This is a genomic window from Desulfobacula sp. (assembly GCF_030611305.1).
Classification (GTDB): Bacteria; Desulfobacterota; Desulfobacteria; order Desulfobacterales; family Desulfobacteraceae; genus Desulfobacula.
In genome coordinates this window covers 1-20,627 of record NZ_JAUWQB010000064.1, presented here as the reverse complement: position 1 = coordinate 20,627, position 20,627 = coordinate 1, and the positions used below count along the sequence as shown (strand labels likewise).

Sequence of the window (20,627 nt, the reverse complement as noted above, 5' to 3'; positions counted from 1 at the left end):
ATACCGCTTCCTCAAAAGATAAAATCCATCAAATCCACCCCCTGATTTTGTAGGCACTACGCCATTTTGAGTGGATAGCTGTATCCCTTGACTGGCAGGGCTTTTCCAGTTTTGTGTATCTACAGCTGTCGAACACGAGCTTTAGTACATCTAATTTGCCATCTATAATAAAACAAACATGGTCGCCTTTATCCTCTTCATTAAATAAAATTTCTCCTTTTGTTATTTTAATGATATACACATATTTTGAAATGGTTTCTAATTCATTTGGTTTAAGCTTATCAAACAAGGCTATATTATTTAAACAATCAATAATTTTTCTTTGCATTTTTAAATCCTTCCTTGGGTCTTGGCGCCAATAAACAATTTCATACATCAGGAAATTGGAGAATACAATAGAAAAAGATACCTATTTAAAGTCCATTGGGGATTTTTAGGCACGGAGAATGAAAGGTCTGGTGAGCGTAATACACCCAGACCCCCCATACAATTACACACAATTTATTTTACAAATTGATGACTTTAAAATCACTATTTTCTGGATGATCCTTTTCAAAGGATTTCAACCTGTCTTCAAGATCCTTGAATCTTTCCTGCCCTGTTAAAGACACACAGGCTCGCAATCCTTCATGCCGGTCACTTCCCGTGGTGGTCAGAGAAATCGCACTGATGCCGTAATAGAGCAGTTCTTCTACCAGTTCGATACCACTGAATCCGGGATATGAAATGGTAAAATAAAATCCATCGGCTATTTTTTCATCCTCATCCATGTCATAGACAATCTGAAAGCCATTGTCCGTGAACAACTTTTTCATGACTTTTGCCCGGTCTCCATATTCTTTTACATTTTCCACAAAATTATATTTACCGTTGTTGACCGCTTCTAAAAGTCCTGTAAGCCCCCATTGGTTGGTGTGAGAAACACCGGAACTTAATGCATACATGGCACCGAAAATATAGGCATAGCCGAAGTTGTTGGAGCCAAAATAAGGTTCAAGGTTATTTCCTTCAGAGTTAAAAAGCGTGTCAGGGATGGCGGTCATGCCGATTCTCTGGCCCGCTAAGGAGAAGGCTTTGGAGCTTGAAATGAGCAGGATATAATTGTCCGTGTATTTGGCAACAGACGGGATAAAGGGTTCTTGTCCGGGTACAGAATAGTCTTTCCTGAAATCCATGCCAAAATAGGCCAGGTCTTCCATGACAATACAGTCATACTTTGTGGCAAGCTCTCCAATGATCTGAAGTTCCTGATCGGTAAAGCAGATCCAGGCGGGATTGTTGGGATTGGAATACATAAGGGAGGCAATATCACCTTTTTTAAGATAGGATTCAAGTTTTGGTTTGAGTTTGTCTCCTCTGAATTCATATACGTCAAAGTTATCATAGGGCACACCAATGACACTGGCCTGGCGTTTATTGACAGGGAACCCCGGATCTATGAAGAGGATCTTGTTTTTACCTTTTAAGCGGCGGGTGGTACACATCATGGCCATATAGCATCCCTGCATGGAGCCCACCGTGGGGAAACAGGATTCAAGGTTGATGTCCACATCAATGAAGTTTTTAACAAACCGGGAGATTTCAAGTTTTAACTCAGGGATACCGTCAAAGGGCGGGTATTTGGAGCCAACCCCTTTTTTTAAGGCTTTAATTTCCGCATCCACGGCTATTTTGGGGGGATCAAAGCCCGGCACCCCCATTTCCATGCGGATATATTTTTCATTGGCAGCCACTTCAATATTATTTACGATCCGATTCAGCTCTCTTATGGATGCGAGGCCAACGGATTTAAGCCCCATTTTTTTTATTTCCTGCTTGACGATAGAAGAGTCAATCGGAGTTTTTTTGGGCGGTGTCTTCATATGTTTCCTTTTTTAATTTAATTATAAAAATAATCAATTATTTGATTAGATCCTATATAGAGGATATGGATTTAAAATAGCAAGACTTATTCATGGTAATTTTTGACTTTGTAAACGTCAGCATGATCAACGGGGTGAGGTCGGCTGTCCGCCATTATGAAACAAATAAAAGTTAGACTTATTTGGAATTGCCGTTTATTTTTTCCTGCATTTTGTCGCTGAACCGCTTGACGTGATCCATGATAATGGCAGAAGCTGTTTTTGCATCATTGACTTTCATGGCATCAATGATCTTTTCAAAGTCTGTGAGGTTTTCAAGGGTTCTTTCCTTGTTCATGGGAAGGTATTCAGCATAATACCGATGAATATTGTCGTGGATGGTTTTCTGCACAAACTGGAACACGGGGTTCCGGGTCATGGTACCGATAAAGGTATGCACTTTTTCATCGGTCTTAAGAAAATTTTCCCAGTCATTTTTTTCATAATAGACTTTTGCCTGATTAAAAAGAGCTTCCAGCTCTTTGATATCTTTTTTTGTGGCACGAGCGGCAGCAAGCTCAACCAGGCTGCCTTCGATTTTGATTCGAAATTCTGCAAGGTGTTCAAGGGAGACACCTCCTGAACGGATTAAAAGGGCCAGAGACTCAACAACAGGTTCGGCATCAATGCGTTTGACAATGGCTCCGCCTGAGACGCCCAGTTTGATTTCAATGAGTCCTTTCTGCTCAAGCACTCTTAAGGCTTCTCTTAAGGTTCCGCGGCTGGTGTTGAATATGTCTTTTAATTCCCTTTCCGGCGGGAGTTTTGTTCCGGGCACAAGTTTGCCATTGAGAACGGCATCCTGTATCTGGTCAACCACATCCTGGAATACTCTGCTTTGTTTTGCTCTTTTAAACATTGATTTGTTCGTAAGTCTCCTATTTAAATTGTTCTATGCCGGAAAAATCTCTATATAAATTAAAATGTGTTAAAACATCTATATCATCTTGTATCAATTCGCAAGTCACAATTCTTGTTAATAATTCCCCAAGGCCGGGTCCTAACATATAACCCTGGCCGCACATACCGATGGCATTAATAAAATTGGGGAATTCTTTTGTTTCTCCAACAATGGGGAACCCGTCAGGTGTCATGGGGTATTGTCCCCTCCATGTCCTTCTGACTTTAAGATTGGCAAGCTTTGGAAAGAGAGCCACCATTCGTTTTGCCACCTGGGGGAGAAATACAGATGTGGCTTCACTGGCTGTCCCCTTCATCAGATGCCTGGGTGTCAGGCAGAAAATCACCTGGCCTTCATTGTTCTGGTAGAAATAAAAATTGGCTGAATCTTCTGTGGCCGGATCTTGAGAAGGTCTTAAATCAACGATCATGGGACCGAAAAATCTTTGAACCGGTTCTGTGATGGCACCTTCATGGCTGTCCGGTTCCACGGGAAAATCAAGGCCGATCATCTGGCCCACCTGCCGGGCATAATTGCCTGCGGCATTGATGACTTTTGCGGCCGTGTATTCGCCTTTGTCGGTTTTGATTTTTATTTCTTTATCACTTGAAATGGAGATGGCCAAAACGCTTTCTTTGAATTTATATTGGGCGCCATATTCAAGGCTTTTAAAATAAAAGGCATTAATGGCTAAAAGGGGCGAGGCACTGCCGTCTTTTGGCGAATAGGTGGAGCCCCTAAGGTTTTTTTTGTTAATGCCGGGGACGATTTCAAGATATTCTTTTGGGGTCAGCCAGTCGATATCCAGGTTAAAGGATTTCTGGATTTTCATTAAATCCTTTAATTTTTTGGCATCTTCATCTGTATAGGCAGGAAAACTGTATCCGTTCTGAATCCAGCCGATATCATCGCCATGGGTCTCTTCCCAGGTTGAAAAAATGTCTATACTTCTCTGGGAGGTTAAGATTTTGCCTTTATCGGAATGGGTGGCCCTGATTCCGCCGATGGCCTTTTTGTTCTGCCCTTGACCCGGGGAGGCCAGTGCATCTATTACAAGAACCTTAACCTTATTTTGGGCCAGGGACAAGGCAGCAGGGACTCCAACAGAACCTGCACCGATAATGATGACGTCATAATTTTTCATTATTGACCTCCATTGGCAAATTTGCCCAGGGGAACTTCAACATAGAGGGGTCGCCGAACATTGTTGACAATGTCTTCCTGGGCTGTCTTTTGGGCCCAGAAGATCTGCTTCATCAGGTTTTCACAAGTTTTATATCCACAGGGGCCCATGCCGGCCCTTGAAATAGCCTTGATCTGGTTCATATCTGTAATGCCTTTTTTAACAAGCCCTCTGATCTCACCTGCCGTCACTCTTTCACAAAGGCAGACCACTTCATCATCCCGGATATGATCATGGGGGATTTTTTGGGTCAGTTTTTCGGTAACCTTTTTTTCCTGGATGGTAAATGCCACCACTTTTTTGGCAATATCCTTTGGCACCCTGACCCTTACAATCTGGGTCCGGTTGCTCTTTTTTGTTGCCTTTGCCCCAAGAGCCTTATAAGTGCCCAGAGGATTTCCATCCACATCCACAAGTGCTATTTCATCATTTTTTTTAACTTCAAAGTTTGAAACTTCATAGGGAAGAAAAACCACAGGGTTATCCTTGTCTTTCCTGTAATCCACCAGGGTAATGGCAAGTCCCGGGCAGATGGTAAGGCATTTCATGCATCCTTTGCATTCGCCGTCAAATTTGGGAAGGCCTTTGATGGGATCTCCCTGCATTTTGATTGATCCTTCTTCGCAAACCGTGCTGCAGGGGTTGCAGGGGATTTCCTGCTTGCAGTGAATCACCGGGAAAATCCCGTCTTCATCGCCTGAGGCTTTAAGTTCCTGAACAGGTCCTGGATGGGATTTGAGGATATCTGCTTTTTCATACCAGGATTCAGGGATCTCTTTTGTGTTTGGTTTAAAGTGCTGAACGACTTTTAATCCTGCGATTTTACCATTAAACATGGCTGAAGATGCTTCGGCAATTTCTGAGGCATCGCCTGCTGCAAACACCTTGATGCCTGCTGATTGGGCTTCCTCAGTGAATTCTGAAACAGATTCAAGACCCACGGCAATAAGTATGGTGTCGCACTCAAAGGTTTTGTTTGTTCCCTCAATGACCTGAAAGTTTTTGTCAATCCCGGCAATGGTGATTGAAGAAACCGATTCCTTCCCATTGGCGGATACAATGGAATGGGAAGTGTATATGGGAACGCCAAGCCTTTTGAGTTTGTCTTCATGAACCTTGTATCCCCCGCATTGGGGAAGGGCTTCTGCAAGGCCCACGACGTTTATACCGGCCTGCAAGGCATGGTATCCTGCAATAATGCCCACATTGCCGCCGCCGATGATAAAGAGTTTTTCCGTGGGTTTGACAAGATCCCGGTTCACAAGGGTCTGAAATGCACCGGCACCATATACCCCTGACAATGAATTGCCTTTGAACCGTAAGAATTTTTCTCTGGCACCGGCAGCATTCAAAATCGCTTTTGGGGTGACAATTTTATAGACTCCGTTTTTGAGGATGCCCACTTTTTTGTCATCAAACACATAGAGAGCCGTACTGTTTTTCCATACATCAATATGAGCGCTGTCTTCAACTTTTTGGGCAAGCATGCGACCGATATCCATGCCGCGCATGCCGGCATGGGAGTCTTCTTGCGAACCGAAAAATTTATGGGTCTGCAAGACAAGTTTTCCACCCAGTTCATCCTTATCGTCTACCAGGATGGTCGTGATTTCATGTTCTTGAAGTTGAATGGCTGCGGACAATCCTGCGGGTCCCCCGCCGATTATGAGCACATCCGTGGCTGTATGTTCAATATCGCTGATTTGTACCATTTCATCCACATCAGGAAGCTTGGGCAATCCTTCAACACTTTCAACAATCATATTTTCTTTGACACCTGTCATACAGGCTTTTACCGGTATCCCGTTGGCAATGACCGTGCATTTCGCGCATTGCCCGTTGGCACAAAAAATTCCCTGGGCAGAACCATCTTTATGGTGATGACCGAATATTTTGATATTGTTTGCAAAAAGTGCGGATGAGATCATCTCATTCTTTTTGCCCGCAAGTTTTGATTTGTTCCAATAAAAAGAGATCATCTCTTTTTTTGGAATATCTAAAACCGGATGGGAGGCAATTCTATTATTTGTCATTTTCTCTCCTGAATATACAATTTCACTATGCTAATGGTTAAACCATTCGATATTGTTTGTCAATGATCTTTTTAAATCGTCTCAAATCATTTTGCATATTGACTCTGATAAGCATTTATTTTATGCTTTTTTGTATGAAAAAAGTAATTAAGATCGTTTTTGGGCTCGTTTGTATTTTAGTTTTGGGTTTTGTCTGCCTGGTAGGTTATGCGACCATTTCAGACTATCGGCCTGATCCAACATCTTTGGTGTTTGAAAAACAAGATGCCAGGGTAATTTCTTCACAAAAAAATTACAAGCTTTTGATCTGGAACATCGGATATGGGGGCTTAAGCCGGGACATGGATTTTTTCTATGATGGCGGCAAACAGGTGAGACCGGCCAGACAAATCGTGGAAGAAAATATATCAGCCATTGAAACCTTTATTGCCCGGCGAAATGATATTGATTTCTTTTTATTGCAGGAGGTGGATCAAAAATCCAAGCGAAGCTATTCCATTGACGGGTATTTAAAAATAGAAAAGCTATTTCCCCAATTTCATTCAAGCTTTGGGAAGAATTATGATGTCTTTTTTGTACCTGTTCCGCCCTCTAATCCCCTCGGCTCTGTTTTGTCAGGTTTGCAGACACTGGCCCGATTTGAACCTATTTCAGTTATCCGGCATTCTTTTCCGGGGAACTATGCATGGCCCCAGGGGCTGTTTATGCTGGACCGGTGTTTTTTGGTGTCAAGATATTTGCTTGAAACCGGAAAAGAGCTTCTGGTAATTAATACCCACAACTCAGCCTATGATGACGGCAGTTTAAGAAGCAACCAGATGGCCTACCTTAAGAATTTTTTAATTCAGGAATATGAAAAGGGCAATTATGTGATTGTAGGTGGAGACTGGAACCAGTGTCCGCCAAACTTTAATCCTGAGTTTCAACTAAACCCCATGGATAATGAAAATCGTATGGATATTGAAAAAGACTATCTTCCGGAATGGAGCTGGGCCTATGACAGGAAGATTCCAACCAATAGACGTCTTGTTGCCCCATATGATCAAAAGACAACCCTTACAACGGTGATTGATTTTTTCCTGGTGTCACCGAATATTGAAGTCAAACAGGTCCAGGGCATTTATCTTGATTTTGAACATTCGGATCATCATCCTGTGAAACTGGAAGTCAGTTTAAAATAAATTCTACAAATAGGTTGTAAAAGCATTATCGGTCATAAGGTTTCCTCTTCTTATAACCCTGTCGTGGTGGTTTTTTCGTGACAGCTTTTTTTTGTTTTTCTTTATCGACTGGATTTTTTTCAACAAATATGGGGGTCATGGAAAAAGGATCTAAGCCGGTATAATACATCAGGGTCGAATAGGTTGAAGGGGAGGGGGTAAAAATCTGAACCTGTTCCGGTGTCATCTTAAGCTTTTGAATGGTAAATTGTTTTAAAGCATTCATGTCTTTCATACTGCACCCCGGGTGGGCAGCGATTAAATAATAGGTTAGAAATTGTTTTTTTTCAGCTTTTTTACTCAATGCATCAAATTTGTTTTTAAATTGTAAGAGCATGTCAATATTCTGTTTGCCCATTAAGTTTAAAACATGGGGCATTGTATGTTCCGGCGCGATTTTCATTTGACCTGAAACATTGTCTTTTACGATTTTTTCAAGGTATGCAGGACCATTTTTTTTATCATTTAATATTAGATCATAACGGATGCCCGAGCTGATAAAGACCTTTTTAATGCCAGGCAGTTTTTCAATTTTTTGAATCAGTTTCATATGTTTTGAATGATCCGGGGCAAGGCTTTTGCAGGGCTCAGGAAAGAGACAGCGCTTATCCTGGCAAGCCCCTTTTTTAAGTTTCTTTTTACATTCAAACCCGTACATGTTTGCAGTGGGACCCCCAAGATCCGTGATATATCCTTTAAAGTCTTTAAGGTTTGAAATAGCTTTTGCTTCATTTATAATGGAGTCTTCGCTTCGAAACCTTACAGTCTGGCCCTGGTGAATAGAAATGGCGCAAAAATTACACTCGCCGTAACAGCCATAATGGACAGGAATGGAAAATCGTATGGTATCCAGCGCCCTGACTGTTCCAGACTTTTTATAAAATGGGTGAAGGTCTCTTTCAAATTCAAGAGAATGGATATGATCAAGTTCTTTTGTAGTACTATAGGGTTCTGGCGGGTTTAACACAAGATAGCGGTCCTTGTGTTGTTGGCAAAGCCTTTGAGCAGTTATGGGATCATTGTTTTCATAAAATGTGTGAAAACTTTTAATATAGTCATCCCTGTTTTCTTGAACGGCTTCAAAAGAGGGCAGTTCTTTCCCTTTTTTTTTCTTTGAAATAAATGCAACACCGTTCAAAGCTTCAGGGTTTTTATCGTTTTTTAAAACATCTGCGAATTTGATGATGGAATTGTGTGCCATGCCAGACAAGAGATAGTCAGCTTTTGCATCAAAGAGAATAGACCTTCGGATTTTATTTGACCAGAAATCATAGTGGGCTATCCGCCTCAGGCTTGCTTCAATTCCACCCAGGACAATGGGTCTGGTTTTTTTGAAATATTTTCTGACAAGATTGGAATAAGCAATCACAGCCCTGTCCGGGCGTCGATTGTTTATACCTCCAGGGGTATAATCATCTTTTTTTCTTCGTTTTTTGGTGGCTGTGTAATTGGCCACCATGGAATCCACGCAGCCTCCTGTGATGCCCCAGAAAAGAGCCGGTTCTCCAAGCCTTGAAATATCTGTATTGGTGTCCATGTCCGGCTGGGCAATGATTCCCACGCGAAAGCCTTTATCAACAAGAACTTTGCCGATGATGGCAACCCCTATAAACGGTGAATCAATATAGGCGTCTCCTGTGATAAGAATTACATCAAGCCCCCCCCAGTTAAGCTTTTTGACCTCTTGCAGTGTTGTGGGAAGAAACATGTTTGACGCCGGTATCCTTAAATTTTATATGCAATTTTTAACTGGAGGGATCATATAAGATAAGCCTTTGGATTACAATCCCGGCAGTTTTTATTGGTTATATATTTACGACATAAGAAGATAAATGCCAAACACGGCAATCACAGCCCCGACAATTGCCCTGATGGAGACGTGTTCTTTGTGAAGGAAAATTGAAAACGGGATGATGAAAACCGGGACAAGAGAGAGAAATGTGGAGGCCACGCCGGTTGTCAGATAATGCAGCACCATAAGAGAGAGAGATACCCCTAAAAACGGGCCGATGGCTGACCCAATGGCAGTAAAAAGTACGGCTGTTGTATTTTTTAGGGCAGTTTTAACGTTCCCCCATTTTCCAGTGACTGTAAAGAAAACAAGAAAACACAGGAAAGCCGCAATCACCCTGATCTGGGTTGCCGAAAATGCATCCAGATATCCCGATTCCGTCTGCATGCCGGTTTTGCTTAAAATATATCCCAATGCCTGACCTAACATTCCCCCAAATCCAAACAGAATACCCTTTAACGTGATGTCCCTGATTTTCAGGTTTGAAGAATTTGACGCTTTTTGATTTTTTTCAAGGATGACAATCCCGACACCGAAAAGGGTGACAAACATACCCACCCATTGATGAAAGACATATATTTCATCCAGGAATAACCAGCCGATTAAGGCTGTAGTGGGTGCGGACAGGCTGAAGATCAGCATGGTAACCCTTGGTCCTATTTCAACAAGTGCCTTGAAAAGAAAAATATCTCCTATAAAAAAACCGATGACCCCGGAAAGAGAAAGATAAATCCAGGCATGGGCCGGAAAGTGAACCGGCAGGATATATCCATGCCTGAAAAACAAAAAAAGGCTGAAAAGTATCAAAGCGACAGAGAGCCTGATAATATTGACCGGGGTTGTCCCCACTCTTTTGGACGCAGCTTCAAAAAGCTGAATACTGATAGTCCAGCAAAATACAGTGGCAATGGCGATTAATTCACCAGTGTAGGGCATGGGAAACCTTTTTGTTTAAAAGTAAAAAAATCATAGTTAGATGATATGGGATAAAATTACAAGGGAAATATTGCGGATACTACAAGGCCCTTTCTCGTGAAAACAAACAGGATGATATCCGGAATCAGGGCAATCGCTGTCAAACAGCATGTAAAAGAAAAAAGTGTCTTGGTTTTAACCCGGGAGGGGCATGGATTGCGATGAATCGATTGATCTTTTCCTCTGTTGATCTAAAAGAAAAACTCTATATTTTTAAAATATGTTAGATAATAAAACATTGCCTTGACATAATTTCGAACATGCGCTAAATTTTCTATAAAAAAGGGAGAATATAATCATGGATGGGTTCTATAAAAATATAGGTGCAAAGATTAAAAAAATAAGAGAAAAAACAGGCTTATCTCAAGAAGCATTGGCTATAAAGTTGAGAATAAGCAGGGTCGCTATTTCACAAATAGAAACCGGGAGTAGAAAAATTAGTGCCCAAGAGATAGTTAAGCTTGCTAAAACATTTAATATTCCTACGGATGTTCTGTTAGATGTTAAAAAAGATATTGAGATTGTTTTTGAAAAAGCCATGAAGGAAACAGGAAAAAAACAGGAAATTAGGATTAGTGTTCCTCAAAGGAATCTGCAAAAATTCAAGGAGATATTAATTTATATTCTTGAGCAAGTAGGGTCTAAACCAAATGTAGGGGAAACAGTTCTGTATAAACTTCTTTATTTCATAGATTTTAATTTTTATGAGAAGTATGAAGAGCAATTAATAGGAGCAACCTACATAAAAAACCATCATGGACCAACACCCAAAGAATTCATAAAGGTTGTCGCGGAAATGGAGGGCAAAGAATTAGTAAAGGTAAAGGAAAATTATTTTCAATATCCTCAGACTAAATATTTACCTTTAAGAAAATCAGATCTTACTCAGTTCAAAGCACACGAAAAAGAAATGATTGATGATGTTTTAAATAATTTGTCAAACATGAATGCTTCTGAGATCAGTGAGTATTCCCATAACGATGTTCCCTGGAAAACTACCGAGGATGGGGAAGTTATTGAATATGAGTCAGTATTTTATCGGACGTTGCCTTATTCCGTGAGGAATTATAGTGAAGACGATATTTAATGAAGTACGGAGATTCCCTGAATTTGACAAAGATTTCAAGAAACTGGCGAAAAGGTTTAAAACTCTTAATGATGATATCGAAACTTTTATTAATAAACAGCTCAAACTTGCTCATAAACTGGGAGTGGACAATAAAGGAGTTTTTCATATCTCAGAGTTAGGAATTGAAATTTCTAAGATATACAAAGCAAAAAAATTTGCCTGTAAAGCTCTAAAAGGACGTGGAGCAATGAGTGGGATAAGAATCATATATGCATATTATGAAAATGAAGATGTTATGGAGTTTATAGAAATCTATTTTAAAGGCGATAAGGCAAACGAGGACAAAAAACGAATTATCAAATATTACAGCTAAAATATAGGAGGGTAAAATGAGAAAGGAAACAACGACTTTCAACAAAACAAATTATTGTCTTCCATAAAACGACCCCCAAGTTTGCTTTTAGGCTGGGGAAAACGATTTGGAGAGATTCAGATTTACCATAGACCCCACTCTTCATAGACCCCGAAAATTAATATTTAACCCAGCAACACAGAGGACAGACGGGAGCAGCGTTTTCACGTGTTCACCGGAATATCCGAATCTTGATATGGATCGTGCAAGATGATATAGTTCCACATTTTATAAATTACTGACAAGCAAGGTTAAGATAGAATGAAAAAAAAGGATAAGTTTACATTCAGATGCCAGTCCTGTGGGGGACAGGCTCCAAAGTGGATGGGAAAATGCCCGGATTGCGGCGCCTGGGACACTTTGGTGGAAGAGCGGATTATTTCAGGTGTTTTTAAAAAGAAAAAATCTTCTTTTCTACCCGAACCTGTTTTGCTTGATTCTGTAGAAGTGGAAGAATCCGACAGGATTAAAACCGGTGTGGGGGAATTCGACCGTGTGCTGGGGGGCGGAATTGTTGACGGCACATTAATTCTGATCGGAGGAGATCCCGGGATTGGAAAATCCACTTTGATGCTCCAGGTATTGTCAAGTTTATCAAGTGCCGGTAAAAAGTGCCTCTATGTGTCAGGAGAAGAGTCTGTTCGGCAGATTTCCATGAGGGGGAAACGGCTTAATTCCCATGGGGCTTCCATGTTTGTGGTATCTGAAACCGATCTGGATTCCATCCTGGCTATGGTGGAACTATCTAAATATGATGCTTTGGTGATTGATTCCATTCAGACCGTGTTTCATCCTGATGTCTCTTCAACCCCAGGCTCTGTGACACAGATCCGGGAAGCTGCCATGCAGTTTATGAAGCTTGCAAAGACAACCGGACTTCCCATTTTTCTTGTGGGTCATGTGACCAAGGTAGGCGCTATTGCAGGTCCTAGAATTATGGAACATATGGTGGATACAGTCCTATATTTTGAAGGAGATAAAAATCATGTGTTCAGAATTTTAAGGGCGGTGAAAAACAGATTTGGTTCCACAAATGAGATTGGCGTGTTTGAGATGAACGAAAAGGGACTCACCGAGGTCCCCAACCCGTCCGCCGTTTTTTTAGCAGAACGGTCGGTTGTTGCACCGGGCTCTGTGGTGACATCCTGTATGGAAGGCACACGGCCCATTCTTGTTGAAATTCAGGGTCTTGTATCAAGTTCAGGTTTTGGGACACCCCGACGAACAGTTTTAGGGCTTGATAATAACAGAGTGGCTTTAATTATTGCCGTGATGGAGAAAAGACTTGGGATGAATCTTTCCGGTCTTGATATTTTCATGAATGTCATAGGGGGTGTGAAAATAATAGAACCGGCAGTGGACCTTGCCATTGCAGCAGCACTGGCGTCAAGTTTTTTAGATAAACCCATCGATAAAAAAACAACTTTGATCGGAGAGATTGGACTTACAGGAGAAATAAGGGCAGTGGGTCATGTCCAGGCAAGAATAAAGGAAGCTGCAAAAATGGGATTTACAAAATGTCTTGTTCCCAGCAGTACGATCAAGCAATTATCCAAAATAAAAGGAATGACCATTGAAAGTGTCAGTTTTCTAAAAAGTGCCATGGAGGTATTGTTTTAATGGCAGCCCCAAAAAAGGAAAAACCCAATAAGCAGAAAGCTGGCAAGAATCAGTGGGAAGATCATTTAACAAGGCGGGCAAAAGCCGAGAATTATCCGGCCCGATCCGTGTATAAACTTGAAGAAATCCAAAACAAATTCAGGGTAATGAAAAAAAATGATTTTATCCTTGATCTTGGGTGTGCACCGGGTTCATGGCTGTTATATGCAGCCAAACAGGTCGGGAATCAAGGCAGGATATTTGGAATTGATTTAAACCCCATCGAGATTCAGTTGCCCGATAATGTGGTTGCTATTAAAGATAATATCTTAAATCTGGATAATGATTCTTTTTTAGATGAAAATAGCGGATTCAATACAATACTTAGTGATATGGCTCCTGCAACAACGGGGCGAAAGGACGTGGATGCATTAAGATCTTTTGAACTTTGCAATATGGCTTTAAAGGTTGCAGATGATTTTTTGCTTCAAAACGGTAATTTTGTCTGCAAGATATTTCAGGGTAATGACTTTAATGAGTTTCAAAAAAATGTTAAGTCCAAATTTAAAGAGTGCAAAATATTTAAACCGGATAGTTGCAGAAAACAGAGTAAAGAAATATATATTATAGCAAAAGGTAAGAAGTAAGGAGGATATATAAAATGTCAGGACATAGCAAATGGTCTACAATAAAGCATAAAAAAGGTGCTACTGACGCCAAAAGGGGTAAAATTTTTACCAAATTGATAAAGGAAATTACCGTTGCTGCAAGGATGGGCGGGGGTGATCCTGAATCTAACCCAAGATTAAGGAGCGCTTTGATTTCAGCCAGAACTCAGAATATGCCCAAGGATACTTATGAAAGGGCAATCAAAAAGGGAACCGGCGACCTTGATGGTGTTAATTACGAGGAACTTGTATATGAAGGATATGGCCCTGGCGGTGTTGCCGTTCTGGTGGAATGTTTAACTGACAATAGAAACAGAACTATTGCAGAGGTACGCCAGGTCTTCAATAAAGCTGGTGGAAATGTTGGGACAGACGGGTGTGTTGCCTGGATGTTTGATAAAAAAGGGCTTATTATTGTCAGCAAAGAGGCTTCAGATGAGGATACGCTCATGGAAGTGGCGTTAGATGCTGGAGCAGAAGATATTAAAGAAGAAACCGATTCATTTGAGATCATTACGGAACCTTCCGACTTTGATGCAGTAAAAGAAGCCATTGAGGCGGCAGGGATCAAGTATGAACTGGCGGAAATAACCATGATTCCACAGAATCTGACAAAGGTTGAAGGAAAAGAGGCCGAGCAGATGATCAATTTCATGGATGCTCTGGATGACTGCGATGATATCCAGAAATTTTATTCAAATGCTGATATACCCGATGAGGTGTTTGATTCTTTGTAAAGTCGCATCGAACTTTAATATAAAAAAGGGGCCATGATTTTGTAAGGCTCCTTTTTTTATAATCATAGATTTATCATTTTTTGAACAGCCCCTAAGGCATCTTTTCTGATATCTTCCGGTACCTTGATCTCTCCTGTTAAATTTTCCAGACTACTGGCCAAGTTTTCCAGTGTAATTTTTTTCATATCCTGGCAATACATTTTTTCAGAAGCGGGGTAGAATTTTTTATCCGGATATGCTTTTGAGATTGGATAGAGCAATCCTGTTTCCGTCCCCAGGATAAAAGATTTATGATCAGACTGGCCTGCAAACTTTATCATTCCTGAAGTGGATTGGATGCTGTCAGCAAGTGCGAGAACTTCGGGCGGGCATTCCGGGTGAGCAATAAAAAGCGCTTTTGGGTGGTCTTTTTTAGCCTTATTTATATCCTTTGCAGATAAGATATTATGAAAGGGGCAGTATCCATCCCAAAGATGGACTTTTTTGTATGTATTTGCAGCAGCATATTTGGCAAGGTTTTTATCCGGCGTCATCAGGATTTCATCGGCATCTATGCTGTTCACAACCTTTATGACATTGGCAGAGGTGCAGCAGATATCAGAGACGGCTTTTACTGCAGCAGAAGAATTTACATAGGTGACGACGGGAATATCTCCCAACGCTTGTTTTTTTGCTGTTAATGCAACTGGATCAACCATATCCGCCATGGGGCAGCCTGCATCGGTATTCGGTAGAAGTATTGTTTTTTCAGGAGAAAGAATGGATGCGGTTTCTGCCATGAAATGAACACCGCAAAAGACAATTACATCGGCTTTAGTTTTTGAGGCTTTAATGCTTAATTCAAGAGAATCACCACAAAGATCAGCAATATCCTGAATTTCAGGGGGTTCATAATTGTGAGCAAGAATGATGGCATTTTTCTCTTTGGCAAGTTGTCTGATTTTTTCTTTCATTGTGTAACCTTAACTTATGATTAATCCATCTCTATTATATTGACCCCGTAAGGCACTTTAAATTCGAATACACCAGGGTCAATTTTTTTAAATTGAATGCCACTGAATTCAAATAGGATGGTGTCGTCATAGGGGTTGTACGTAACAACTCTTTCAATTTCACTGTTTTTTTGTGATACCCGGATGACAATCGAAGAAATATCGGATTTTTTTGTTTTTGCAACCAGGTCCATTTCAACATAATCGACTGTAATCTCTTTTAAGCTAATGGTATAATTTTTTCTGATAAGGGAAATGTCTGATAAAAAGGCCCCTCCTGCGCCTGATTTAAAAAACTGGGAGGCATCGCCTTGCATGACCTGGTTTTCGTCCGGTCGAAAAATCCATAGCACCTTGCCATTGGTTATGATTTCATGGTGCGCAGGTTCCATATATTCCCATTTCATTTTTCCGGGATGACTAAAAGATGCTCTGCCGGAGGCTTTTTCAATGATATCAAGAGCGGCAAGCCTTGAAATCTGTGTAAAGTTGGCTTCAAAGCTTTTACCGGAGTATTTTTTTTCAATGGCGTCTAAAATATCGTTTTTAATAATGTCGCTGCCCGTGGCAGATGCGGTTGAAAAAAAAAGGCAGCAGCAGACAATGGAGGAAAACAGGTTCAGGCTGATCCTGTGGAATAAAGATTTCAATTGATCTCCTTTATTAAGACTATCGAAGAAGTGTTCGAATATCTTTTCGTTTGTCTTTAGCATATATTCTTCGCAGCTTCGGCTTCTCGATTTTTCCGGTGGGATTCCTGGGGACATCACCAAAAAATATTTTTTTTAATTGTTTATATCGGGGCAGTTCCTGCTGGAATTCGATGATATCACTTTCACAAAGAATACACCCGGGTTTAACGCTGATGATTCCAGCAGGGATTTCCCCAAGCCTTTCATCCGGGATACCGATGACGGCGATATCTTTTATTTTTTCGTTTTTCTGAAAAAAATTTTCAATTTCAACAGGGAAGATATTTTCTCCGCCATAGATAATCATATCTTTTTTACGATCCACAAGCCAGATAAACCCGTCTATATCATATCGGGCAATGTCGCCGGTATAAAGCCACCCATTTTTGAGTGCCTTTGCGGTTGCTTCGGGGTTTTTATAATATTCTTTCATCACCCCGGGACCCTTGATAATGAGCTCGCCCGATTCATTGCCGAAAAGCAGGGCCCCCTGTTTATCTACAATCTTTGCTTCCCAGTCAAATCCTGGCAGCCCGATGGGACCGATTCTGTCGGCGTTTTCAAGTCCTAAATGAACGCACCCCGGACCTGTTGATTCGGTCAGGCCGTAGTTTGTGTCATAATCCTGATTGGGAAAATACTTTTTCCAGTTTTCAATCAGGCTTGGCGGAACCGGCTGGGCACCGGCATGCATCAGCCGCCACTGGGAAAGCGTATATTTTGAAAGGTCAATCTCTTTGTTTTCAATGGCAATAAGGATATCATGGGCCCAGGGAACCAGAAGCCAGACAATGGTACACAGCTCTTCAGACACAGCCTCCATAATCCATTTGGGGGTTACGCCTTTGAGAAGGATACATTTTCCCCCCACAAGAAAACTGCCCATCCAGTGCATCTTGGCACCGGTATGATACAAAGGAGGGATGCAAAGAAAGATATCATCATGGGTCTGGCCATGATGGGCATGTTCAATATAGCAGGCATGCTCAAGATTCTTATGGGTTAAAAGAACAGCTTTTGGGCTACCTGTCGTGCCACTGGTAAAATAAATGGCGGCATCATCGTTTATATCAAGATCAACATCGGGTGGCCCATTTCCTGATTCGGTTTCGATAAATGTTTCAAATTGGACTGCCCAGTCAGGACAAGACGCTCCCGGCCCTGTAAAAATCCATAGTTGAACAGATTTTTCAAGCTCATCTCTGACAGCTTCAATTCTTTCAATAAATTCTTCACCGAAAATAAAGACCTTGGCTTCAGATGTGCTTGTACAAAGAAGGATCTTATCAGATTCAAACCTGAAGTTTAGTGGAACTGCCCATGCGCCTGTATAAAGGATGCCAAAATAAATGGGAAGCCATTCAAGGCAGTTTGTCATCAATTGTACAATTTTGTCCCCTTTATGGATGTCCTTTTTTGTAAGGGCATTGGCAAACCGGTTGGAAGTCCTGTAAAACTCTTCCCAGGTAATGGATTCTCTGGAGTTTAGAGAAGGTGCCCGTTCGACAAGTGCGGTCTTGTCTTTATACATCGAGGCATTTCTGGCTAAAATCTGGGTAATAATCATTTATAATTAAGAGCCCTTCTATAAATATAAAAAATCCTGCCGGGCAACTATAGACCACGGCAGGATTATATTCAACAGGTTTTATCCGATTTTATTTGGTTTTATTTATCTTTTTTAACCTCTTCGAAATCAGCATCAACAACATCTTCGTCATCTTCGGGAGGAGCACCGGCAGAAGCTCCTGCATCAGCACCCGGAGTGCCCGGACCACCTTGTTCATCCTGGGCTGCCTGCTGGTACATGACCTCGGCAAGCTTATGGGATGCCTGTGACAGAGCTTCGACTTTCTGTTTGATCTCATCAACATCGTTTGAATCTTTGGTCTGTTTCAATGCTTCAACAGCGGATTCAATATCTTTCCTGGTTGCTTCATCAACCTTGTCCCCATGCTCTTTCAAGGTTTTTTCAGTCTGGTCAATAAGTGCTTCAGCATTATTTTTGGTGTCAATCAGTTCTCTTTTCTTTTTATCTTCGTCCGCATGCATTTCCGCATCCTTGACCATGTTGTTTATTTCTTCTTCTGAAAGGCCGCTGGCTGCGGTGATGCGGATGGATTGTTCTTTAGCAGTTGCCTTGTCTTTTGCTGCTACATGGACAATACCATTGGCATCAATATCAAAGGAAACTTCAATCTGGGGAACGCCTCTTGGTGCAGGTGGAATTTCAGACAATTCAAATTGTCCAAGGGTTTTATTGCCTCCTGCCATTTCCCTTTCACCCTGGAGTACGTGGATGGAAACAGCCGGCTGGTTGTCAGCAGCAGTTGAGAACACCTGGCTCTTTTTGGTGGGGATGGTAGTGTTTTTATCAATGAGTTTGGTCATAACACCGCCAAGGGTCTCAATACCAAGAGATAACGGGGTAACATCAAGCAGAAGAACATCATTTACATCGCCCTGGAGAACACCTGCCTGCACCGCAGCGCCCATGGCAACAACTTCATCCGGGTTTACACCTTTATGGGGTTTTTTCTCGAATATTTTTTCAACACGTTCCTGAACTGCGGGCATACGGGTCATACCACCAACAAGAATCACCTCATCAACACCGCCAGTCCCCAATTTGGCTTCTTTTATAGCAATCCGGCACGGTTTTTCAAGTTTATCTAAAAGATCTGCTACCAGAGATTCAAGCTTTGCCCTGGTCAGCTTTACATCAAGATGTTTCGGACCTGATGCATCCGCAGTAATAAACGGCAGGTTGATACTGGTCTCAGTCGATGTTGAAAGCTCCATTTTGGCTTTTTCAGCAGCTTCTTTGAGACGCTGGAGAGCCATTTTGTCTCCCCTGACATCAATAGCCTGGTCTTTTTTAAATTCATCGGCAATATAATCAATGATTCTTAAGTCAAAGTCTTCTCCACCCAGATGGGTATCCCCGGATGTTGATTTTACTTCAAATACGCCATCACCGATTTCAAGGACAGAAACGTCAAAGGTTCCGCCGCCCAAGTCAAACACAGCAATTTTTTCTTCACCTTTTTTGTCAAGGCCATAGGCTAAAGATGCTGCGGTCGGTTCATTGATAATCCTTTTTACGGTAAGGCCTGCGATTTTCCCGGCATCTTTTGTGGCTTGTCTCTGGCTGTCATTAAAATAGGCTGGAACGGTAATGACCGCTTCTGTAACTTCTTCACCCAGATAATCTTCGGCCGTTTTTTTAATATTGGCCAGTATAAAGGATGAAATTTCAGCAGGACTGTGCTGTTTTCCCCTTAAATTGATTCTGGTGTCACCATTGGATGCGGCTTCAACTTTATAAGGAAGAATGGGAATATCATTCTGAATTTCCTTTGAATTAAATTTTCTTCCAATCAGTCTCTTTACAGCAAATACAGTATTTTCAGGGTTGGTGACAGCCTGCCTTTTTGCAGTTTGTCCAACAGTTCGCTCACCATTTTCAGAAACTGCAACAATAGATGGCGTGGTCCGCCCTCCTTCTGCATTGGTGATGATTTTTGCTTCACCGCCCGCCTCCATAACTGCTACGCATGAATTGGTTGTTCCTAAATCTATTCCGATTATTTTACTCATAACATACCCTCCAAGATATCTTTAATTTTCTTTAATTTTTTTTTCTACTCTTTTTGAGACAACAACCATAGCAGGCCTTATGAGTCTGTCATGAAGAAGGTAACCTTTTTGAAGGACCTTTGAGACGGTGTTCTCAGGAAATTCATCAGTTTCTTCCTGGGTGACAGCCTGGTGAAAATTTGGATCAAACAATTGGTTCTCAGCCTCCACGGGCTTAACATTAAAAGTTTCAAAGAGTTTGATAATTTCCTTGTGAGTCAGTTTAACCCCTTCCAGAACCCCTTCTTCATCTGAATTTTTTTTGGTAGAAGAGATCGCTCTTTCCAGGTTATCCACAACCGTCAGGAGTTGTCTGAAAATCGTTTCATTGGCAAATTTTTTAAACTCATCCGATTCTCGCTGCTTTCTTTTTTTATAATTTTCAAATTCAGCTGAAAGCCTTAATACGCGATCTTTCTCAGTTGATAGCTGTTCTTCTACCTCGTTGATATTTTCCTTTTTGGCTTTAGCTTTTTTGGTCTTTTTTTCGGGAGAATCTTTTGTGGTGGTGGTGTCATTTTTCTTCTTTTTTTCTTTTACCAATTTTTTCTCCTGCTCCAACTATCTCTATTCATTAAGCGCAATCTATCCAAAATGTAACTCGAATTATGGCTGAAAAATAAGTCTGTTTAAAAGCATGTCAAGATATAAAATGCAGGCTTTGAAAAGAAAAGATCCGGCTGGCAGAGGGGTTAACGTAAAATTGCATGACCGGGATCGATCCACGACACGGAAGAGATCACTTATCGCTGCTTCCTTCCGGACCTGACGAGGTTCATGGCCTTCTGTTACGAGACAACCAATCAGAATAATC

18 protein-coding genes and 1 other RNA gene are annotated in these 20,627 nt (G+C 41.3%); 6 read left to right on the top strand and 13 right to left on the bottom strand.

Translation table 11 applies throughout. The features are described from left to right. Window positions 1–28: 28 nt before the first annotated feature. From QAI40_RS12315 to QAI40_RS12295, 5 genes are all read right to left on the bottom strand, one after another. Window positions 29–328 carry a cyclic nucleotide-binding domain-containing protein gene (locus QAI40_RS12315; RefSeq protein ID WP_299983494.1) on the bottom strand — a complete coding sequence of 100 codons (300 nt, stop codon included), beginning with the start codon at window positions 326–328 and terminating at the stop codon, window positions 29–31. 178 nt (window positions 329–506) lie between these two features. Beyond that, the gene (locus tag QAI40_RS12310) at window positions 507–1,862 is read right to left on the bottom strand and encodes a pyridoxal phosphate-dependent aminotransferase (RefSeq protein WP_299983492.1); all 1,356 of its coding nucleotides are present in this window, start codon (window positions 1,860–1,862) and stop codon (window positions 507–509) included. Window positions 1,863–2,040: 178 nt separating this feature from the next. Continuing rightward, complete coding sequence (locus QAI40_RS12305; protein WP_299983490.1) at window positions 2,041–2,760, bottom strand: FadR/GntR family transcriptional regulator; 720 nt, start codon at window positions 2,758–2,760, stop codon at window positions 2,041–2,043. Window positions 2,761–2,779: 19 nt separating this feature from the next. Beyond that, window positions 2,780–3,946, bottom strand: a complete 1,167-nt coding sequence (locus QAI40_RS12300; RefSeq protein ID WP_299983488.1) for an NAD(P)/FAD-dependent oxidoreductase — start codon at window positions 3,944–3,946, stop codon at window positions 2,780–2,782. Beyond that, on the bottom strand, window positions 3,946–6,018 hold the full coding sequence (locus tag QAI40_RS12295) for an FAD-dependent oxidoreductase (protein ID WP_299983486.1): 2,073 nt from the start codon (window positions 6,016–6,018) through the stop codon (window positions 3,946–3,948). The genes QAI40_RS12300 and QAI40_RS12295 overlap by 1 nt, the downstream gene beginning before the upstream one ends. 134 nt (window positions 6,019–6,152) lie before the next feature. Between QAI40_RS12295 and QAI40_RS12290 the strand changes: the two genes are divergently transcribed. Further along, entirely contained in the window at window positions 6,153–7,199 is a 1,047-nt protein-coding gene (locus QAI40_RS12290) for an endonuclease/exonuclease/phosphatase family protein (RefSeq protein WP_299983485.1), read from the top strand. A 25-nt stretch (window positions 7,200–7,224) separates the two neighbouring features. Here QAI40_RS12290 and QAI40_RS12285 read toward each other — a convergent pair whose 3' ends face one another. Together QAI40_RS12285 and QAI40_RS12280 are read right to left on the bottom strand one after the other, a co-directional pair. Beyond that, a complete protein-coding gene (locus QAI40_RS12285) occupies window positions 7,225–8,946 on the bottom strand; it encodes a YgiQ family radical SAM protein (RefSeq protein WP_299983483.1) in 1,722 nt (573 codons plus the stop codon). Between the two features lie 105 nt (window positions 8,947–9,051). Beyond that, complete coding sequence (locus QAI40_RS12280) at window positions 9,052–9,966, bottom strand: DMT family transporter (RefSeq protein ID WP_304511651.1); 915 nt, start codon at window positions 9,964–9,966, stop codon at window positions 9,052–9,054. Window positions 9,967–10,303: 337 nt separating this feature from the next. On the opposite strand from QAI40_RS12280, the gene QAI40_RS12275 reads away from it, so the two are divergent. The 5 genes from QAI40_RS12275 to QAI40_RS12255 all read left to right on the top strand — a co-directional run bounded on the left by QAI40_RS12275 (window position 10,304) and on the right by QAI40_RS12255 (window position 14,490). Beyond that, the gene (locus QAI40_RS12275; protein ID WP_304511650.1) at window positions 10,304–11,092 is read left to right on the top strand and encodes a type II toxin-antitoxin system antitoxin SocA domain-containing protein; all 789 of its coding nucleotides are present in this window, start codon (window positions 10,304–10,306) and stop codon (window positions 11,090–11,092) included. Beyond that, the gene (locus tag QAI40_RS12270) at window positions 11,076–11,447 is read left to right on the top strand and encodes a hypothetical protein (RefSeq protein ID WP_299983239.1); all 372 of its coding nucleotides are present in this window, start codon (window positions 11,076–11,078) and stop codon (window positions 11,445–11,447) included. The genes QAI40_RS12275 and QAI40_RS12270 overlap by 17 nt, the downstream gene beginning before the upstream one ends. 300 nt (window positions 11,448–11,747) lie before the next feature. Then, window positions 11,748–13,106, top strand: coding sequence for a DNA repair protein RadA (radA, locus tag QAI40_RS12265; RefSeq protein ID WP_299983241.1), 1,359 nt, complete (start codon window positions 11,748–11,750; stop codon window positions 13,104–13,106). Beyond that, on the top strand, window positions 13,106–13,732 hold the full coding sequence (locus QAI40_RS12260) for an RlmE family RNA methyltransferase (protein WP_299983243.1): 627 nt from the start codon (window positions 13,106–13,108) through the stop codon (window positions 13,730–13,732). Before radA ends, QAI40_RS12260 begins: the two co-directional genes overlap by 1 nt. A 14-nt stretch (window positions 13,733–13,746) precedes the next feature. Further along, window positions 13,747–14,490, top strand: a complete 744-nt coding sequence (locus tag QAI40_RS12255; protein ID WP_299983244.1) for a YebC/PmpR family DNA-binding transcriptional regulator — start codon at window positions 13,747–13,749, stop codon at window positions 14,488–14,490. Between the two features lie 62 nt (window positions 14,491–14,552). Here QAI40_RS12255 and nadA read toward each other — a convergent pair whose 3' ends face one another. The 6 genes from nadA to ffs form a co-directional block, all read right to left on the bottom strand. Continuing rightward, window positions 14,553–15,443 (bottom strand): quinolinate synthase NadA, encoded by an 891-nt coding sequence (nadA, locus tag QAI40_RS12250; protein ID WP_299983246.1) that lies wholly within the window; start codon window positions 15,441–15,443, stop codon window positions 14,553–14,555. 20 nt (window positions 15,444–15,463) lie between these two features. Further along, a complete protein-coding gene (locus tag QAI40_RS12245) occupies window positions 15,464–16,132 on the bottom strand; it encodes a LolA family protein (RefSeq protein WP_299983248.1) in 669 nt (222 codons plus the stop codon). 19 nt (window positions 16,133–16,151) lie between these two features. Beyond that, window positions 16,152–17,741: a class I adenylate-forming enzyme family protein gene (locus QAI40_RS12240; protein ID WP_299983250.1), complete on the bottom strand. Its 1,590-nt coding sequence runs from the start codon at window positions 17,739–17,741 to the stop codon at window positions 16,152–16,154. Between the two features lie 101 nt (window positions 17,742–17,842). Further along, window positions 17,843–19,774, bottom strand: a complete 1,932-nt coding sequence (gene dnaK / locus QAI40_RS12235; protein ID WP_299983252.1) for a molecular chaperone DnaK — start codon at window positions 19,772–19,774, stop codon at window positions 17,843–17,845. A gap of 21 nt (window positions 19,775–19,795) precedes the next feature. Next, complete coding sequence (gene grpE / locus QAI40_RS12230; protein WP_299983253.1) at window positions 19,796–20,356, bottom strand: nucleotide exchange factor GrpE; 561 nt, start codon at window positions 20,354–20,356, stop codon at window positions 19,796–19,798. Between the two features lie 164 nt (window positions 20,357–20,520). Further along, an RNA gene (gene ffs, locus QAI40_RS12225) (signal recognition particle sRNA small type) lies at window positions 20,521–20,618 on the bottom strand. Window positions 20,619–20,627: the final 9 nt, after the last annotated feature.

Excerpts from the sequence above, each read along its gene's own strand:
- QAI40_RS12315 (WP_299983494.1), bottom strand. The coding sequence starts at position 328 with ATGCAAAGAAAAATTATTGATTGTTTAAATAATATAGCCTTGTTTGAT.
- QAI40_RS12310 (WP_299983492.1), bottom strand. The coding sequence starts at position 1,862 with ATGAAGACACCGCCCAAAAAAACTCCGATTGACTCTTCTATCGTCAAG.
- QAI40_RS12305 (WP_299983490.1), bottom strand. The coding sequence starts at position 2,760 with ATGTTTAAAAGAGCAAAACAAAGCAGAGTATTCCAGGATGTGGTTGAC.
- QAI40_RS12300 (WP_299983488.1), bottom strand. The coding sequence starts at position 3,946 with ATGAAAAATTATGACGTCATCATTATCGGTGCAGGTTCTGTTGGAGTC.
- QAI40_RS12295 (WP_299983486.1), bottom strand. The coding sequence starts at position 6,018 with ATGACAAATAATAGAATTGCCTCCCATCCGGTTTTAGATATTCCAAAA.
- QAI40_RS12290 (WP_299983485.1), top strand. The coding sequence starts at position 6,153 with ATGAAAAAAGTAATTAAGATCGTTTTTGGGCTCGTTTGTATTTTAGTT.
- QAI40_RS12285 (WP_299983483.1), bottom strand. The coding sequence starts at position 8,946 with ATGTTTCTTCCCACAACACTGCAAGAGGTCAAAAAGCTTAACTGGGGG.
- QAI40_RS12280 (WP_304511651.1), bottom strand. The coding sequence starts at position 9,966 with ATGCCCTACACTGGTGAATTAATCGCCATTGCCACTGTATTTTGCTGG.
- QAI40_RS12275 (WP_304511650.1), top strand. The coding sequence starts at position 10,304 with ATGGATGGGTTCTATAAAAATATAGGTGCAAAGATTAAAAAAATAAGA.
- radA (WP_299983241.1), top strand. The coding sequence starts at position 11,748 with ATGAAAAAAAAGGATAAGTTTACATTCAGATGCCAGTCCTGTGGGGGA.
- QAI40_RS12260 (WP_299983243.1), top strand. The coding sequence starts at position 13,106 with ATGGCAGCCCCAAAAAAGGAAAAACCCAATAAGCAGAAAGCTGGCAAG.
- QAI40_RS12255 (WP_299983244.1), top strand. The coding sequence starts at position 13,747 with ATGTCAGGACATAGCAAATGGTCTACAATAAAGCATAAAAAAGGTGCT.
- nadA (WP_299983246.1), bottom strand. The coding sequence starts at position 15,443 with ATGAAAGAAAAAATCAGACAACTTGCCAAAGAGAAAAATGCCATCATT.
- QAI40_RS12240 (WP_299983250.1), bottom strand. The coding sequence starts at position 17,741 with ATGATTATTACCCAGATTTTAGCCAGAAATGCCTCGATGTATAAAGAC.
- dnaK (WP_299983252.1), bottom strand. The coding sequence starts at position 19,774 with ATGAGTAAAATAATCGGAATAGATTTAGGAACAACCAATTCATGCGTA.